Annotated in this window: 10 protein-coding genes and 2 pseudogenes; 1 reads left to right on the forward strand and 11 read right to left on the reverse strand. The window is 59.7% G+C overall.

What is annotated here, in order from left to right; translation table 11 throughout:
* Nucleotides 1-11 precede the first annotated feature (11 nt).
* Complete coding sequence (cyoA, locus tag LVY75_01670) at nucleotides 12-1,175, reverse strand: ubiquinol oxidase subunit II (protein XAZ20701.1); 1,164 nt, start codon at nucleotides 1,173-1,175, stop codon at nucleotides 12-14.
* A gap of 376 nt (nucleotides 1,176-1,551) precedes the next feature.
* On the opposite strand from cyoA, the gene LVY75_01675 reads away from it, so the two are divergent.
* Complete coding sequence (locus tag LVY75_01675; protein ID XAZ20702.1) at nucleotides 1,552-2,883, forward strand: MFS transporter; 1,332 nt, start codon at nucleotides 1,552-1,554, stop codon at nucleotides 2,881-2,883.
* 77 nt (nucleotides 2,884-2,960) lie between these two features.
* Here the strand turns inward: LVY75_01675 and LVY75_01680 are convergent, their stop codons facing one another.
* The 10 genes and pseudogenes from LVY75_01680 to LVY75_01725 form a co-directional block, all read right to left on the reverse strand.
* On the reverse strand, nucleotides 2,961-3,428 hold the full coding sequence (locus LVY75_01680) for a cyclic nucleotide-binding domain-containing protein (protein XAZ20703.1): 468 nt from the start codon (nucleotides 3,426-3,428) through the stop codon (nucleotides 2,961-2,963).
* Between the two features lie 95 nt (nucleotides 3,429-3,523).
* Nucleotides 3,524-6,238: an ATP-binding cassette domain-containing protein gene (locus LVY75_01685; protein XAZ20704.1), complete on the reverse strand. Its 2,715-nt coding sequence runs from the start codon at nucleotides 6,236-6,238 to the stop codon at nucleotides 3,524-3,526.
* 194 nt (nucleotides 6,239-6,432) lie between these two features.
* Entirely contained in the window at nucleotides 6,433-7,566 is a 1,134-nt protein-coding gene (locus tag LVY75_01690; GenBank protein ID XAZ20705.1) for a glycosyl transferase, read from the reverse strand.
* A pseudogene (locus tag LVY75_01695) lies at nucleotides 7,563-8,811 on the reverse strand (glycosyltransferase). Before LVY75_01695 ends, LVY75_01690 begins: the two are co-directional and overlap by 4 nt.
* Nucleotides 8,812-8,822: 11 nt before the next feature.
* A pseudogene (locus LVY75_01700) lies at nucleotides 8,823-10,032 on the reverse strand (glycosyltransferase family protein).
* A gap of 95 nt (nucleotides 10,033-10,127) precedes the next feature.
* On the reverse strand, nucleotides 10,128-11,303 hold the full coding sequence (locus tag LVY75_01705) for an ABC transporter permease (protein XAZ20706.1): 1,176 nt from the start codon (nucleotides 11,301-11,303) through the stop codon (nucleotides 10,128-10,130).
* Nucleotides 11,303-12,301: an ABC transporter permease gene (locus LVY75_01710; protein XAZ20707.1), complete on the reverse strand. Its 999-nt coding sequence runs from the start codon at nucleotides 12,299-12,301 to the stop codon at nucleotides 11,303-11,305. The genes LVY75_01705 and LVY75_01710 overlap by 1 nt, the downstream gene beginning before the upstream one ends.
* Before the next feature lie 3 nt (nucleotides 12,302-12,304).
* On the reverse strand, nucleotides 12,305-14,209 hold the full coding sequence (locus LVY75_01715) for an ABC transporter substrate-binding protein (protein XAZ20708.1): 1,905 nt from the start codon (nucleotides 14,207-14,209) through the stop codon (nucleotides 12,305-12,307).
* The gene (locus LVY75_01720; GenBank protein XAZ20709.1) at nucleotides 14,209-16,098 is read right to left on the reverse strand and encodes an ABC transporter ATP-binding protein; all 1,890 of its coding nucleotides are present in this window, start codon (nucleotides 16,096-16,098) and stop codon (nucleotides 14,209-14,211) included. The genes LVY75_01715 and LVY75_01720 overlap by 1 nt, the downstream gene beginning before the upstream one ends.
* Before the next feature lie 184 nt (nucleotides 16,099-16,282).
* Nucleotides 16,283-17,623, reverse strand: coding sequence for an adenylate/guanylate cyclase domain-containing protein (locus LVY75_01725; protein ID XAZ20710.1), 1,341 nt, complete (start codon nucleotides 17,621-17,623; stop codon nucleotides 16,283-16,285).
* Between the last annotated feature and the right edge of the window lie 107 nt (nucleotides 17,624-17,730).

Consider the following 17,730-nt stretch of genomic DNA (forward strand, 5'->3'; position numbering starts at 1 on the left):
AAAGCGCCAGGTTAATTGTTATTGTTGAGCTGCGCAGGCGCAGGACCGCCGCCATTGCTCATGCCGGGCATGGAATGGCCATCATGCTGCATGTCCATTCCGGGCATGTTCTGCATGCTGTTGCCATCGGTGCTTTCGGCAGGCTCGCTGCGTGCGGGAGCGCCTGTTGCAGGTACCGTCGCAGCGGGCGCGACGATGCCCTCGTCAGCATGGCGGTTGTCGTAGGTCAGCTTTTCGCGGTTCGCTTCGCTTTCCTTGCCGCCGCCGCCCATCATGTCGATGTGCATCATCTCGTTCATGCACATTTTGCCGGGCGTGGCGCACATGTTGAGGATCGCGTCGTAGAGATCGGCGTCGGCGCTGGCATAGTAGCGCACCGGCTCCTTCTCGCTCGGCTTTTCGAGCTTCAGATAGGCGTCGCGGTTGAGCATCGTGCCGCGCTGCTTGACCTGCGCCACCCAGGCATCGAAGCCCTGCTGGTTCAGGCCGTGGAATTTGAAGCGCATATTCGAGAAACCTTCGCCGCTGTAATTGGCGGAGAATCCGTCATATTCGCCTTCCTTGTTGATGACGGCGTGCAGTCTCGTCTGCATGCCCGGCATGGCGTAGATCTGGCCGGCAAGGGCGGGGATGAAGAAGGAGTTCATCACCGACGAGGAGGTAATCTTGAAACTGATCGGGACATCAACCGGTGCTGCGAGCTCGTTGACGGTCGCAATGCCGAGGTCCGGGTATAAGAACAGCCATTTCCAGTCGAGCGCCACGACCTCGACGGTCAGCGGCTTCGTATCTGCCGGAATGGCGCGCTCCGCGTCGATACGGTCAAGCGGGCGATAGGGATCAAGCTTATGCGTCGAAATCCAGGTGACCGCGCCGAGCGCGATGATGATGGCGAGCGGTGCTGCCCAGATCACGATTTCGAGACGCGTGGAATGATGCCATTCGGGCGCGTAGTTCGCGGCCGTATTTGAGCGCCGGTAACGCCAGGCGAAAAACAGTGTGAGGAAGATCACCGGAATGATGATCAGGAGCATCAGCACCGTCGAGACGATGATGAGGTCGCGTTGCTGGGCAGCAATATCGCCCGAAGGCGACATGACTACCAAGTTGCATCCTGCCAAAAAAAACAGCGGCAAGATTAATAGAAGGCGGGAAAACTTTGGCAGTTTTTGCACGTCTCTAAGCTCTTTTTGTTTCGTTCAATTGCCGACTAAAGCACTGGCACAAGCAGCGATATGAGGTCTTTGGTCGCAGTGCAACATGCATTTTGCACCGCGGGAGAAGTCAGCTTCCACGGCGCCCCTAAAATCCTGATAACAGTAAGAAGGAATTTCTCCGGCGCCGCCTTGTGTATAGCTGAAAAGCAGGGCCTTGCCCAATAAAACTCTGGAATAGGTTGGGATAGGTATCACGCGATTTTGACGTCGCATCGTTTTTTGAGAATTCGACGTCAACTATTTGCGCGATCAGGACTTGATAAGCTGCAAATATGGAACAAGATCAGCTTGAGGTGCTTTGTAAAAAGCACCTTGAACGAGGGAGGCGTTTCATATGGCTACTGTAGCCCATTTAGGACCATCATCTTCATCGCTGGAGCGGGATGCGCGGCGCATCCACGATGACAAGCCGGTTTCGCCCGGCAGCATCGCGGTCGGCGTGGTGATCGGTCGCATGTCTGAATTTTTTGATTTCTTCGTTTACGGCCTCGCATCCGTACTCGTGTTTCCGCAACTTGTATTTCCCTTCGCGCCGGATCGACTGACGGGCACCCTCTATTCCTTCGCGATTTTCTCGCTGGCGTTTCTCGCCCGTCCCGTCGGCTCGGTTGTCTTCATGACGATCGACCGCTTCTATGGACGCGGCACCAAGCTCACCATCGCACTCTTCCTGCTCGGTGGTTCGACGGCATCGATTGCCTTCCTGCCGGGCTATGATGAAATCGGCTACTGGTCGATTGCGCTGTTGGCACTTTTCCGCCTGGGCCAGGGTTTTGCGCTCGGTGGTGCCTGGGACGGTCTCGCTTCCCTGCTCGCACTTAACGCGCCGCCGAATCACCGCGGCTGGTACGCAATGATCCCGCAGCTCGGCGCGCCCATCGGTTTTGCGCTGGCGAGCATCCTGTTCGGTTACTTTGTCGCCAATCTTTCCTCAGAGGACTTCCTCTCGTGGGGCTGGCGTTATCCGTTCTTCGTGGCCTTCGCGATCAATGTCGTCGCGCTCTTTGCCCGTCTTCGCCTCGTCATGACCAAGGAATTTGGCACGTTGCTCGAACAGCACGAGCTCGAAGCGGCACCAATCCTCGACGTACTGCGTGTCCACGGCCGTGATATCCTCATCGGCGCTTTCGTGCCGCTTGCAAGCTTTGCCATGTTCCACCTCGTGACGATCTTCCCGCTCAGCTGGATGAACCTTTATGGCAACCAGCCGATCGGCGCTTTCATGGTGGTTCAGGTCGTTGGCGCCATGGTCGGTATCTTCGCGATCATTGCGTCGGGTGTGATTGCCGATCGTATCGGCCGGCGTAAGCAACTGGCGATCTGCGCGGTGCTGATCGCGATCTTCAGCTTCGTTGGTCCATTCCTGATCGGCGCCGGCAATAGCGGCCACGATGCCTTCGTCATCATCGGCTTCGGCGTGCTCGGCCTTTCCTTCGGCCAGGCGACCGGTTCGATCTCCTCGCGCTTCGGCCGCGGCTATCGCTATACGGGTGCTGCCTTCACCTCGGACCTTGCCTGGCTCATTGGCGCGGGCTTCGCACCGCTTGTCGCACTCAGCCTGTCCAGTGAGTTCGGCCTGACCTTCGTCGGCTACTACCTGCTGTCGGGCGCGATTTGCACGCTCGCTGCCCTCGCCTTCAACAGGGCGCTGGAACAACGCGAGTAGGGCACCGAAAGACACAACGAAAAGGCCCGCCTGGGAAACCCGGCGGGCCTTTTCGTTTACAATCTATATTCGGAGTTTCACTGTGCCATCTGCGGCTGCTTGGCTGAACGTGCGGCGGTCAGTTCGGCAGTCGTATGGTTGAGCCGGTCCGCGAGCACACGCATGATCTCCACGGCCATCTCCGGAAAATCGCTCAGAAGCTTGAGGAAATGTTCCTTGCTGATGCGCAGGACTTCGAGCGGTGAGGTGGCGCGCACGGTCGCGGTACGCGAGACATCGCAGAGAATGGCGATTTCGCCGACAATGGAATTGACCTCGACATCGGCGACTTTGATTTCGCCGGCAGGCGAGGAAACGATGATATCGGCCGTGCCTGACAGAACGACGTAGGCGGCGTCGCCGACATCGCCCTGACGGAACAGGTTTTGGCCTGGGTGGTACGTCATGCGGTCCGAGGTGAAGGCCAAGAGCTTGAGTTTCGCTGGTGCGATCCTCGAAAAGATCGGCACCCGCCGCAGCATTTCTACTTCATCTCTCAACAGCATGAGTGCTAAACCCCCTGCCGCATGGTCCTTGATCATGCGCTAAAAACCAACTCCAAGCGCCTTGCAGGCGCCGTCTCTGCCGCCCCAATAGAGTATTACGATAACAGTTCCTTGAACATACCGTTTTTCTCGGAAAGTTCCGGATAGTTGCCCGCCTCGGCAAGATCGCCGCGATCGAAGAGCAATATTCGATCGAAGATTTCCGCCAGCTTGGCGTTGGACAACACCCAGATAATTGCCGGGCGTTTGCCTTCCTCGTGAAGGTCTTCAATGATGTTGTGGGTAATCTGGTCCTGGATGCGCTGGTCGAGCGCCGGGATCGGCCGGTTGAAGATAAAGTAATCGGAACGCTTGAGCAGCGCCCGGGCCAGATTGAGTTTCTGTCGCTGTACCCCTGTCAGGCGCTTGCCGCCGGAGCCGACATCGAATTCCAGCCCGATCGACAATACGTCGTCATAGAGATCGAGCGCATCGAACAGTTCGCCCATGATCAGGCGGATGCGATCGGAAGCATCGGCCTGCTGATAGGCGATGCGGCCGAACAGCACATTATCCATCAGGCTCGCGGAGGCCGTGAAGCGGCTGATGTCATAACGCTCGATCAGCTCGGCGAGATCATCGGGGATATTTTGATGGAACTGCTTGCGGGCATTGACAATCTTGTCCATCAGCGCCTGCGTCAACAGACCGAAGCGGTGCCGTGGTTCGATATAGGCAAAGCTCAGGCGGATGATGCTTGCCCGGTCTTCGGGCGTGGCATCCTCGAAGCGCTTGCCCTGCAGCTTCTGCAGCAATGCCTGGTAGGTCGGAATGTCATCCGCCGTCATGAAGGTAAGCTGCTGGAAGAAAGGGTGGTCCGGCGGCAGGTCGTGGAAGAGTTCCACCGCGTTCTCGGCAATTTCCAGGCCCATCGCGTAAAGGTCTGTGCTCAGCCCGGTGTCACGGAAGAGCTGCTGAAAATAGGGATGGCCGGCAAGCCGGCGGTTGTTCATCAGCGGCCGTTTCATCGTGCCGAAGAGCAGGTTTTCGCCAACAGTCGCCTGCGTGTTGTAGGCGTCGAAATCAAAGGGCACGACGATGGCGTCAAGATTTTCAGCGGCAAGTCGTTCGCGCAGTGATGTTCTGAGCTCCACGATATGGCTGCCAAGTGCGGTATGCACTTCGGTATTGACGGTCGAGCGCAATGCCAAATCCAGAATGTCCTGCGACATCAGCACGGCGTCGAGTACCGGCCGGATCGCTTTCAGCAGATCTTCAGGTCCCTTGGCGCCGGCAGAGTTATAGTCGACCCAGTCGCTGTTGAGATCGAGGATCGGATTGCCGGCCTTCTGTGATTCCGTGACATGCCATTTATATTCCTGCGCTGTCTTGTCGTCATATTCAGGCTCTTTCATCGGCGCGTGCTTCAGGCCGTAGAGCAGGTTGTCGCGCAGCGTGCCGTGGAAGAAATAGCTGTCGGCAGAGGCATAGGAGATGCGCCGGCCGGTGATGGATTCGGGCAGATCCAGCAGGTCCTGTCCGTCGATGGTGATGCGGCCGGAATCCGGCCAGACGAGGCGGCCAAGCGCTTCGGCGAAGGCTTCCGCACCACTGCCGTTCGGTCCGACGATCGCAACCGTCTCGTTCGGCTTGATCTCGACCGAGACGTGATCGACGAGACGTGCGCCGCTATCGTCGCTGACGGAGAGGTTGGTGACGACGAAGGCGCTTGTCAGGGGGGCCACCGGCGCGGTCGCGAGTTCCTGGATACGGCTGTCGATCAGCGGCTCGACATTGAATTGTTCGTAGACCTGCGCGTACTTGACCTGCACGTCCTGGCGCATCTGGTCCCAGTCGATCAATTCTTTCAGCGGGCCAGGCAGATCCTTGTACGCGGAAATAACGGCGACGAGCTGACCGATGTCGAGCCGACCCTGCAGCGCCAGATAACCGCCGATCGCGTAAAACAGAAAAGGTGTGACCTGGGCCAGGAAGTTGTTGATGAACTTGACCAGGAATTTCCACTGATAGAGGTCGTAGCGGATCGAGAAGATGCGTCCGAGGCGGGTCGCGATATCAGCGCGCTCGAAGTTGGATGTGTCGTTGCCGTGGATCGTGCCGATGCCGTCGACGATCTCGCCGACGCGGCCCGAGAGTTCACGTGCGGTCAGCTGGCGCTGGCGGCCGAGTTCGAGTAGACGCTTGCGCATGCGGGGAATGACCACCGCCTGCACGCCGACAATGGCAGCCGCGATCATACCGAGCCAGAAATTTTGAATGATGATGAAGGCAAGTGCGGTAATCGCCTGGCCACCGAGAAGGGCGGGGGAGACGAATGCGTCGCCGGTGAAGCCGCCCATCGGCTCCACCTCGTCCTTGATCATGGTGGCGATTTCAGCGGATTTGACCCGCTTGAAATGGGCAGGCGGGAAGCGCAGCACGCGATCGATGAGTTCGAAGCGGATGCGGCGCAACATGCGCTCGCCGAGCCGGCCCTTGTAGGTATTGATATAGAACTTGAAGAGGCCGTTCAGCACCACCAGTGCCAGGAAGACCAGGCTCAACGCCATCAGCATCTGGAAGCGATTGAGTTCCAGGCCCTTGAAGAACTCGACATGCCCGATCAGCGGGATGTCATAGGCGATGTGCATGAAAATCTGTCTTGCACCTGGCCCGTCGAAGCCGTCACCCTGGATAGGTCCGTTGACGATTTGCTTCGGCAAGTCGAAGGATAAGAAGTAGGGTACCATGGAAGCGGCGACGACCAGCAGAATCCAGAGCTGCTGCAGCCGCGTGTTCTTCCAGATGTAGCGCGCGAGGCTTTTTTCCATGGCTAACCGTCAGACTGTGGGAAAAGTCCGCACTGCAATCCTGATGCTGGGGAAGGGGGAATCTCCGAGTACAGGACCATGCAGTCAGACCGCCGATATCGCAACGAAAACAAGGCGGAGCGGACTGATGTCGAAACGCCGATTCTCGCCGGAATTTTCCTTATATCACATGAATTTTAGAATAGGCGAGGGTTTCAGCCGATCATTGAACGAATGATGGCTGCACTTTTTGCGGCACCGTCTAAATCCAGCGAAACGGCCGGGCGCAACGGTGCTGCAAGTGCGCGTTCGACAGCGGTTTTGACATCGTCGAGCGTCAAGCCCGCCTCCGGCAGGATTTCGGCAAGGCCAAGTGCCTGCAACCGTTCGGCCCGCACGGTTTGCTCTGTCTCGCCTGCCGCCACGAAGGGGATGAGGATCGAGCGGCACTGGGTGCGAAGCAGGTCACCGACCGTGTTGTAGCCAGCCTGCGAGATCGAGACTTTGGCACCACGCAGCAGCGAGGGGAAATCCTTGCGGAACCGTACCAGCGTGACATTGGCAGGCGCATCCTGCGACAATAGGGCAAAATCAGCCGCGGGAAGGTTGGGGCCGGTGATCAGCAGCCATTTGATATCGGCAGGCAAGAGTACCGCCGCATCCCGCGCGGCGCGGATCAGCTCCAGCCCGACGGCGCCGCCGCCTGCCGAAGCGATGATGTCGAACGTCTCGGATGGTTCGGGTGCGGGCGGCGGGGCAACGAGACCGGTGTAACGAATTCGATCGGCGATCTCAGGCGTCAGCGGGAACGTATCCTCCAGACGCACGAAGTTCGGATCGCCATGGACCAGCACGGCATCGAAATGCTCCTTGGCCAGCTTGACAGTTTCCTCGTCACGGCCGGCCTTGCGGTTTTCCTGCAGGATATCGCGCACCGAGCTCAAAAGCTTCGGCCGCGGGTTGGCCCTTTCGATCGCATCGAGCAGGGGCAGCAGTTCGAAACGCATCTGCCGGCGGCCAAAGGGGAAGGCCTCGACGATGACGACATCTGGCTTTTCCTCTTCGAAGGTTTTTAGAAGGAGGTCGCGGCGCCTTGAAAGGAACTCCTCGCCTGCTGCCTGCCCATCGGCATCGGCTAGGCCGGAAAAGCCGATATTGCTGGCGACAACCGGCGGCAGCTCGATGGTCTTCACGCCTTCGCCGGGAAAGCCTGGCACCGGCAGGCCGCCGGTGACGACCGTGACGTCGAAGCCATCCTTTACCAGCGCATTGGCGATACGGCTGGCGCGCGCAATATGGCCGATGCCGAGCAGATGCTGGACATAGAAGAAGATGCGGGGAGCCGTCATGACGCCTTCTGCCATTCTGCCTCGAACAGGCCGCTCAACTGCCGGATGCTGGAGTGATAATCGAAATGGCGTCGCACGCGCTCTTCGGCCGCATCCCCCAGCCGCTTGCGCAGATCGGGATTGCGGATCGCCGTCTCAAGCGCTTTTGCAAGGGCTGCCGGATCTTCCGGTGGCACGACAAGGCCGTTCTCGCCATCGCTCAGCAGCTCCGGCACGCCTGAAACATTGGTGGAGAGACAGACGAGCCGCTGGCTGGATGCTTCGACGAGCACATTCGGCAGCCCGTCGCGGTCGCCATTGGCGGCGATGCGGCAGGCAAGGGCGAAGATGTCGGCGCGGCGATAGTGATCGAGCACGTCTTCCTGCGCCAGTGCACCCTTCCAGGTGATACGGTCGGCAAGGCCGAGTTCAGCGGCGAGCTTTTTCAGCTTGGAAAGCTCCTCGCCGCCGCCGATATGGTCCATGCGCCAGTTGATTTCCCGGGGCAGCAGGGCAAGGGCGCGCAGCAGCACGTCATAGCCTTTCTTTTCCACCGCCCGGCCGACGCTGAGAATGAAGGCGGGATCGGCGGAAATCGCTGCCATCGCGGTTCGAGCGCTCGCCTGCAAAATGGCCGAAGCGGGCGAGGTCAAGGCCGTGATAACTCAGATGTACCGCGTCCTTGCGCGCCGTCAGCGCTTTCATGTGTTCGTAGCCGCTGCGGGTACAGGTGACTGCCCAGCGGGCACTTCCGAGCTTTTGGCCAAGGTCCCAGTCGGGCGAAGTCCAGATATCCTTGGCATGGGCCGAGCAGGTCCAAGGCGTGCCCGTCAGGATGCTCGCATATTCGGTCACTGAGGCAGGTGTATGGATGAAATGGGCATGCAGCCACTCCCCCTTGTCGGGCCATTCGCGCGCCAGTACCAGCGCCTGCCCGAGCCTGCGGAAACGATTGCGGGAGATATCGCGCGGCAGATCGGCGAAGAACCGTTTCATCAATGCGCCGAAGCCTGGTCTGGAAAAACCGGCGAAAAGACCTTTCAACACGCGGATCGGCTCTTCGTGCAGATATTCCGGCAGATAGACGACGCGCGCCTTGATTTCGTCATGCACGGGATGACGCTTCTTGTCGGTCGGTCGACGCATGGAGATCAGCGTCAGGTCGAAGCCGGCCTTTTCGAGACCGAGCAGTTCCTGGGCGATGAAGGTTTCCGAAAGGCGGGGATAGCCTTTCAGCACGACGAGAATCTTGCGGCGTGGCGGCAAAGGAAGGCTCTTTATTCTGCGCCCACGAGAGAAAGGTGGCGTCCACGGCCGTCCAGCCATCCACCAACCGTGCGGGAAATCTGATTCAGCCCCTCCAGGTGCATGTTGCTGCCGCTTTTCGATGGCGGAAGCCGCGAGGGCAGGCGCTTCAGCGTTTCGGCCATGATAGTCGGGTCTCCGGATTGCTCCGGCAGCAGCATGTCGACCAGGCCGAGTTCGCTGGCGCGGCGGGCACGCAGAAGCTGCTCCTCGCGCGGGGCGACGCGGGGGACGATAAGGGCGGGCTTGTCGAAGGAGAGGATCTCGCAATAGGTGTTGTAACCACCCATGGCGACAACGGCAGTGGCCCCGTCGATCAATTCTTCCATGTGATTGTCGAACTCGATCACCTCGATATAGGGAATGTTCTCGCCCTTGCGCACGAGTTTCGCGCGCTCGGCGGCCGGCATATAGGGACCGAGCACGACAAGCGCTTTCTGTGTCAGCGTCTCGTCGGCCTCATAGGCGTTCATGACGTCGTGGACGAGGTCGGAGCCATCACCCGCCGCCGCCGGTCGTCACCAGGATATAGTCGTCCTTGCGGGCATTCAGCGAGTTCTTGCCCTTGGAAACGCTGCGCTGCAGGAAGCCGACGAAATCCATCTTGCGGCGGACGCCCGAGGGCACGTCGAGGCCGACCAGCGGGTCGTAGAAATCCGGTGGTCCATAGACCCAGATGCTGTCGTAATACTGATCGATCTTCTGCATGATGCCGTTTTTCTTCCACTCGGCTTCGAGCAGATGCGGCGCGTCCATGACCTCGCGAAGGCCCAGCACCAGAGTGGTGCCGCGAGCCTTCAGATAGGCGAGCGTTTCCTCGACCTCGCCTTTTAGCCCCATCGGCTCCTTGTCAACGATGAAGATGTCGGGCTGAAAGGTCTCGGCGGTGTGCCGGATGCTCGATTCGCGCATCTTCAGTGTATCCTGAAGGTCGATATGGCTGGCGAGCGACGTATATTCGCCGTTTCGCAGCTTGATGACGCTCGGGATTTTCACGAAGTCGACTCGGGCACGGTAGTCGAAGGCCCCGGCAATCGTCGCGCCCGATATGATCAGAATATTCAGGCCGCGATAATCCTCGACGAGGGCATGGGCGATCGCCCGGCAGCGGCGCAGGTGGCCAAGGCCGAATGTATCATGGCTGTACATGAGGATGCGCGCATCTTCGAGACGTCTGGCCATCGGTGTGCCCCTAGAGGTGGACGACATACTTCTACCACCCCCGCATGCCGGAGGCCACAATGCGGCGGAGGTGAAACACCCCGCCGAATTCACCGCTATTTGTAGGGATCTGCCGCATCGCGCAAGCCGTCTCCCAGAAAATTGAATGCCAAAATCACCAGGACTACCGGAACGATCGGAAACAGCAGCCACGGATAGAAGGCGATGACGCTGACGCTCTTGGCCTCCGTCAGCAGGATGCCCCAGCTGGTAATGGGTGGCCGGAGGCCGAGGCCGAGGAAGGAAAGCGCCGTCTCGCCGAGGATCATGCCCGGAATGGAGATGGTGGCGGATGCTATCAGATGCGACATGAAGCCCGGCACCAGATGCCGGCCAATGACGCGCGGTGTGCTAGCCCCCATAAGCTGGGCGGCCTGCACATAATCTTCCTCGCGCAAAGCCAGAAGCTTGGAGCGCACGGCGCGCGCAAGCCCCGTCCAGTCGATAATGCCAAGGATGACGGTGATGCCGAAATAGATGACGATCGGGCTCCAGGTCACCGGCATGATGGCAGCCAGCGCCATCCAGAGCGGCAGCGATGGAAGGGATTGCAGGACTTCGATCAGTCGCTGCACGACAAGATCGAAGATGCCTCCCCAATAGCCGGCGAGCCCGCCGATGACGATGCCGAGCACGAAACTGATGGAGATGCCGATCAGGCCGATGGTGAGCGAGATTCTTGCGCCGTAAAGGATACGCGACAGCACGTCACGGCCGAGACGATCGGTTCCGAGCAGGAACATCTGTCCACCGATCGCCGGGCATACAAGATGATAGTTGGCGGCGACGAGCCCCCAAAACTTGTAGCCATCACCGCGGCAGAAAAAGCGGATCGGCTGGATGTCGTTTTGCTTGTCGCTGTATAACCGGTGCAGCGTATCGATATCGAGCGTCATCTGCCGTCCATAGACGAACGGACCGACGAAATTGCCCTCGCTGTCGAAAAGATGGACGCGCTGTGGCGGCGAATGGATGAAATCGACGTTGCGGGTATGGAGCCCGTAAGGGGCCAGGAACTCCACGATCAAGATCATCAGGTAGACGGCGGCAAGGAAAATGCCTGAAGCCAGCGCCAGCTTGTGGCGCTTGAACTTCCACCACATGAGCTGCTTCTGCGAGGCAAGGTGGATACGCGACTGTGCCGAGGTCATCGTCTCCGTTGCGATCGGATCGAACGGGGCAGTCGAAACATAGTGCGGCAGCGGCGCACCGGGCGCGGGTAGGGGCGACATTATTTGGTGCTCCTGCCTTGCAGACGGATGCGGGGATCGAGGAAGCCAAGGGCGATATCGGAAATCAAGACGCCGATGACGTTCAGGAAGGCGAGGAACATCAGGAAGGAGCCGGCAAGGTACATGTCCTGGCTTTGCAGCGCCTTGATCAGCATTGGCCCGGTCGTTTCCAGCGACAGAACGATGGCGACGATTTCCGCACCCGAAATGATCGACGGCAGGATCGAGCCGATATCTGCGACAAAGAAGTTGAGCGCCATGCGCAGCGGATATTTGACCAGCGCCCGCATCGGATGCAGGCCCTTGGCGCGCGCTGTCGTCACATATTGCTTCTGCATCTCGTCGAGCAGATTGGCGCGCAGGCGGCGGATCATGCCGGCCGTGCCGGCCGTGCCGACGATGATGACGGGAATCCAGAGATGCGCGAGGATCGACTTCGCCTTTTCCCAGCTCATCGGCTGGTTGAGATATTGCTGGTCCATCAGATGGCCGATGGAAAGCCCGAACCAGACATTGGCGAAATACATCAGGATCAGCGCCAGCATGAAGTTCGGAATTGCAATGCCGAGCAGGCCGAGGAAGGTCAGGCCGTAATCGCCCCAGCTATATTGATGGGTTGCCGAATAGATGCCGATCGGGAAGGCGATCAGCCAGGTTAGAAGGATGGTCGTGAAGGAGACGAGGATCGTCAGCCACAATCGGTCGCCCACCACGTCGGAAACCGGCAGCTGATATTCGAAGGAATAGCCGAAATCGCCATGCAGCATTCCCCCGACCCAGAAGAAGTAGCGCACGATCTCCGGCTGGTCGAAGCCGTATTGATGGCGCAGCTCCTCGATTTCCTGCAGGTTTGCGGTCTCGCCCTGGGCGCGCAGTTCGGCGATCTGGCTTTCGAAGAAGTCGCCGGGCGGCAATTCGATAATGACGAAGACCAGCGCCGATATCACGAGCAGGGTCGGCACCATGGCGGCGATACGCCAGAGGATATAACGGATCATCGCTCAGGCCTCCTTGAACCAGAAGGTGTCCGGCATGTAGACGCCGAGGAAGGAGGTTGGATCGAAGCCGTAGAGCGCGTGCTCCGGCACGTTCTGCATTTTGGCGGATCTGAGGATCGGCTGTAGCGTGCTGTTGATGAGGCCGATCGAAAAGACCTGCTGGGTATAGAGGGACAGCATCTTGTGCCAGATAACCTCGCGCTCTTCCGTCGTAGCACTTGCGCCCCACTGGTTGAGGAGATCCACAAGCTCGGCCGCCTCCGGCAGATCGGGGGCCTTGCCCTCCTGACCGGCCGAAAGATAGTACATGCCCCAGAGCGGCCATTGAAGCTGGTCATCCAGCGTAGGGGCTAGTCCATAGGGAGACATGTCGGCGGTCGGCACGCCGTTATCCAGCCCGTACCAGATCGACATCATGATCGAACCGCTCATGGCGCGATTGCGGAAGACGTCGCGCTGCGAGGTGCGGGTGAAGAGCGCCAGACCGATATTGGCCCAGTGATCGTGCACGAGTTCCAGAACGTCCGTGTCGAGATTGCTCTCGCCGGCTGTCTCGACGGTGATCTCGGCGCGGCGTCCATCAGGCAGCAGGCGGATCCCATCGCTGTCGCGCTTGTCGAGGCCGAGTTCGTCGAGCAGCTTATTGGCCGTGTCAGGGTCGAAATTCACATAGGCGTCGGCATATTCCGGTTTGAAGAGCGGACTTTCCGGCAGCACCGTATCGGCACTCGCCTTGCCGAGGCCGTAGAAGGCCACCATGTTGATCTCATGCCGGTCGATTGCCAGCGACAGCGCTCGGCGGAAGCGTACGTCGCGGAACAGCGCGCGCCAGGTTTCGTCGGCGACATTGAGGTTCGGCAACAGCGTGATGCGCGAGCCGCGCGCCACTTTCCAGAGATTGACCTTCACAGCGAAGCGCTTTTCCGCCTCTTTCAGGAAGGTGTAGTCATTGAAGTCGATGCCCGTCGCCTGCAGGTCGGATTCGCCCGCGCCGGCCTTGGCGGCGATGATCGAGGAAGACGAGACGTTCAGGATGAAGCGATCGAGATAGGGCAGTTGCATGCCATTCTCGTCGACGCGGTGGAAGAAGGCATTACGCTCGAAGACGAACTGGTCGGCCGGCGGCGCCGTGCGGTTCTGCCAGGGATCGAGCGTCGGCAGATCGGGATTGTTGGGCCGGGAAGCGAGCGCCATCTTGATGTGCAGGTCGGCCCATTTCTTGGCGCGGTTCTTCTTCATCAGCTCTTCAAGCTTGGCCTTGTCCTGAAAGCCCTTGTGGAACTGTTTCAGGTAATGGCCCGGGCCATAGATAACGAGCGGCAGAGGTCCGGCAAGCGCCGACAGGAAAACCGGGTTGGGCTTGTCCCAGCTGTAGCGCACAGTCAGCTCGTCGAGCACTTCGAAGCGCGGCAGGGAGCCGTGCGGACGCAGCTCCAGCGCGCCGCCGCCGGGCGTCAGTTCCTTGTTGAGGATGACGTCTTCCCACCAGTAGCGGAAGGCTTCCGCCGTGAAGGGATGACCGTCCGACCATCTGTGCCCCTCGCGCAGCCGGAAGGTGAAGACAGTGTCATTCTCCGAGGTGAAATCGCGCAGGATATCGGGCTGGAACTGCAGCTTGGTGTCGTAGCCAACCAGCCGCGAATAGCCGTAGACGGTCATGTAGCGGATATCGCGCACACCGCCGATGATGGTGCGCACATTGCCGCCATAGGTGCCGGGCACGCGGCCCATCTCCTTGAGATTGACGATACGCGGCTCAGTCGGAATGCGCTCGGCCATTGGCGGCAGACTGCCGTCAGCGACCCTGGCTCTCAAAATTTCTGGCTCGGCGAGCTGCTGTGCCCGGAGCACCGAAGGCGCGATGGCCGAGCCGATCAGGCCGCCGAGAAAGATACGGCGCGTCACCATCAGACCAGTTCCTTCGCATCGGCACCCTTGCGGGCGCGCACCAGATGGCCGCCGCCGAGATCGGCAAAGGCAAGTTCGGAGGCGTCATCGTGGTCCGCCCTGAAGACCGGGCCCCAGTTCTGCTTGTCGGCTGCACCATTTTCCTGCAGCGCCTTGAAGTCGAGCGGCCGGTCGAGATCCGGGAAGGGAACGGCGGCAAGCAATGACCTGGTATAGGGGTGAACCGGATTGCGCAGAATGATTTCGCGCGGCGCGATCTCGACAATACGGCCCTTGCACATGACGGCGATGCGGTCTGCCATATAGTCGACGACTGCGAGGTTGTGCGAGATGAAGAGGTAGGTGAGCCCCAACTCCTTCTGCAGATCCTTCAGAAGATTGAGGATCTGTGCCTGCACGGATACGTCGAGGGCCGAGACCGGTTCATCAAGGATGACAAGCTTGGGGCCGAGAGCGAGCGCGCGGGCAATTCCGATGCGCTGGCGCTGGCCGCCGGAGAAACTGTGCGGATAGCGGTTGAGATAGCGCCGGTCGAGGCCGATCGCGCCCATCAGCGCCTCGACTTTGGCCTTGCGCTCGGCACTGTTGCCGCGATCATGGATTTCGAGAGGCTCGCTAAGGATATTGCGCACCGTCATGCGCGGCGAAAGCGAGGAAACCGGATCCTGAAACACCATCTGGATCTTGGTGCGAAGATCCTGCAGTTCCGACCCCTTGACGGAGAGGACGTCGATCACATCCTTGCCGTCGTTGAAGGTCACCGTGCCACTATCAGGCGTGACCGCGCGCATGAGAATTTTGCTGACGGTCGTTTTGCCGCAGCCCGATTCGCCCACGAGCCCCAGACATTCGCCGCGGCGGATATCGAAGCTGACATCGTCGACAGCGCGCAAGATGGTGGCTTCCTGGCCACCGAAGAAGCTACGCTTGCGCGTCTTGTAGGTCTTGGAAAGATTGGCGACGGAAAGGAGCACGCCGGGCGCTTCCTTTTCAGCCGGCTTCTTCTTGCCGATCAGCGATTCCAGATTGACCGGGACGTCCCGCAGGGCCTTCAACCGTTCGCCTGGCTTCATGTCGAAATGCGGAACCGCGGCCATGAGGGCCTTGAGATAGGGATGTTGCGGATTGCGGAAGATAGCCTCGACCGGGCCTGCTTCCATGATCTCGCCGTGATAGATGACCACCACTTCGTCGGCCATATTGGCGACGACGCCGAGGTCGTGGGTGATCAACAGCATCGCCATGCCGAGCTTGGCCTGCAGGTCGCGCAGCAGTTCGAGGATCTGTGCCTGGATCGTCACGTCGAGTGCCGTGGTCGGCTCGTCGGCGATCAGCAGCGCCGGCTTGCAGATCAGCGCCATGGCAATCATCGCGCGCTGTCGCATGCCGCCCGAGAGCTCGAACGGATACATGTCGTATGTGCGCTTCGGATTGGAAAAGCCGACGAGGCCGAGCATTTCCTCGGTGCGCTCGCGTGCTTCCTTCTTGTCTGCCTTGGTGTGGATCAGCAAGACCTCGCTGATCTGGTTGCCGACCGTGTGGAGCGGCGAGAGCGATGTCATCGGCTCCTGGAAAATAGTCGCCATGCGCCGGCCGCGCAGGTCTCGCATCTCGGCGCTATCGCGCGACAGCGAGAGAATATCCGTGGCCTTGCCATCCAGCGGGTCGGTAAACAGGATGCGGCCGCCAGCATGGGCGGGGGCCGGAAGGATGCCCATGATCGACTGGCTGATAACAGATTTGCCGGAGCCGCTCTCGCCGACGAGGGCGGTCACTTTGCCTGGCAGAATCCGAAGATTGGCTTCCTTTACGACACGCAGCCGGTCGCCGAAAACGGAGAAGGCGACGTCCAGATTCTCAATACGCAACAGATCGGCAGCTGACGCCATACCAATGAAATTCCCCAGTCCTTATGTGTTCCCGTTAAGGCACACTATCGTACCGTCAACTGGGTGTCCAGTTGATGACAGGCATGGGGAAAAGCAACCCATGGCGCCTGTTTTACAAAGCGCTTGATGCAGGGGTTGTCATATACGGCGCAGCGGCCAAAGCGGCTGCAATGTTCGCGTGTAGTTACTGGATGAATTTTTCGATAGGCGTGCGTTTTACCTGTTTCTTGTCGCGGTGAAGCATGATGACCTGTTCGGCTTCCGAAAGGCCGTTCTGAACGGCTTCGCGGAAACCTTCGTCGACCCGGATTGCAGATGCCGGCGCCCGCGGCTGCAGCACCGTCACCTTCTGACGGATGCCGCGCAGCTTTTCCTCGCCAAGCGTGATCCATTCGCCGCCGCAGTAGCCGGCAAAGGCCTGGCTCGCGACAACCTCTCGGCTATATTTCTTCGTCAGGACCTGTAGACGCTGTACCTCGTTCACTGCCGAGCCGAAGGCGGAGAAGGTAAGACGATCCTTCAGGCCGACATTGCCGAACATGACGTTGCCGACATGCAGACCGATGCCGTAGCCGATTTTCGGCAGCCCCTTTGCCTCGCGATCCTTGTTCAGTTCGGCAACCCGCGCCTGCGCATGATGGACGGCGGAAAGCGCTGCCTCGCAGGCGATTTTGGACGGATCCTTGTGGCGACCGCAGGGATAGACGGCGAGGAAGCCGTCGCCGAGGAAGCTCAGGATTTCGCCGCCGTTGCGGTTGAATGGCGCAGCGATCGCATCGAAAAACTGATTCAGCGTATCGATGTAGGCCTGCCTTCCCTCCTTCTCCGCATACATGGTCGATTCACGCATATCCGCCATGACGAGAGCGGCTCGGATGGTCTCACCATCGCCACGGCGAACCTGTCCGTTCAAAACGCGCTTGCCGGCATCGCCGCCGAGATAGGTGGTCAGCATGTTGTTGGCGAGCTTGGCAAGCACCGCCATCTTGGCAGCGACCGCCAGATGGTTCTGCATGCGCAACAGTGCGTCAATCATGTCGTCGGAAAAGCCGGCCGGGCTGTCGGTCGACCAGGAGCCCATCATGCCCTGCACCGACCCGTCACCGAAGGGTTGCACAAAGGCGAGGTAGTCGGTGACCTTTTCTTGCCTGAGATCGTCGAAGATCGGAAATTCACTCGGGCCGTCAGGCATGATGCGGCGGCGGATATGCTGCAGATTGTTGTCGAGAAGATAGAAATAGGGGCTTTGCAGAAAACGGTCCGGCTTCTGGCCGGCCGGCATGCGGAAGCCCTCGATCGTCACGCCGCTCGAGCGCTTCCAGGTGAAGCTCAGCGCGTCATAGAGCGGGTGCAGCATCGAGAAGGTCAGGTGTACGCGCGCGAGCGGCAGGCCGGCGGCCGCGAGCCGCTCACAGAAGCCGCGCACGATGTTTTCAAGGTCGTCACCGGCCAGCGAAGAATTCGTCAGCCATTCAGCAACACGGTCCAACAAAATGGAGGATACGCTGGATTCGGTCGTGCTCATTCTTGGTATTATCCTCATTTCGCACGTCCATCCCGAAACGCAAAAACAGCCCAAACCTGCCCATTCACGATGAGCAGATGGTAAGAAAATCAGGATGTACGAGCGGT

Origin of the sequence: Sinorhizobium sp. B11, assembly GCA_039725955.1 — a bacterium.
Classification (GTDB): Bacteria; Pseudomonadota; Alphaproteobacteria; order Rhizobiales; family Rhizobiaceae; genus Rhizobium.

Coding starts and splice junctions, on each gene's coding strand:
- LVY75_01715 (XAZ20708.1), bottom strand. CDS start 14,209: ATGGTGACGCGCCGTATCTTTCTCGGCGGCCTGATCGGCTCGGCCATC.
- LVY75_01680 (XAZ20703.1), bottom strand. CDS start 3,428: ATGCTGTTGAGAGATGAAGTAGAAATGCTGCGGCGGGTGCCGATCTTT.
- LVY75_01675 (XAZ20702.1), top strand. CDS start 1,552: ATGGCTACTGTAGCCCATTTAGGACCATCATCTTCATCGCTGGAGCGG.
- LVY75_01690 (XAZ20705.1), bottom strand. CDS start 7,566: ATGACGGCTCCCCGCATCTTCTTCTATGTCCAGCATCTGCTCGGCATC.
- LVY75_01685 (XAZ20704.1), bottom strand. CDS start 6,238: ATGGAAAAAAGCCTCGCGCGCTACATCTGGAAGAACACGCGGCTGCAG.
- LVY75_01725 (XAZ20710.1), bottom strand. CDS start 17,623: ATGAGCACGACCGAATCCAGCGTATCCTCCATTTTGTTGGACCGTGTT.
- LVY75_01710 (XAZ20707.1), bottom strand. CDS start 12,301: ATGATCCGTTATATCCTCTGGCGTATCGCCGCCATGGTGCCGACCCTG.
- LVY75_01705 (XAZ20706.1), bottom strand. CDS start 11,303: ATGTCGCCCCTACCCGCGCCCGGTGCGCCGCTGCCGCACTATGTTTCG.
- LVY75_01720 (XAZ20709.1), bottom strand. CDS start 16,098: ATGGCGTCAGCTGCCGATCTGTTGCGTATTGAGAATCTGGACGTCGCC.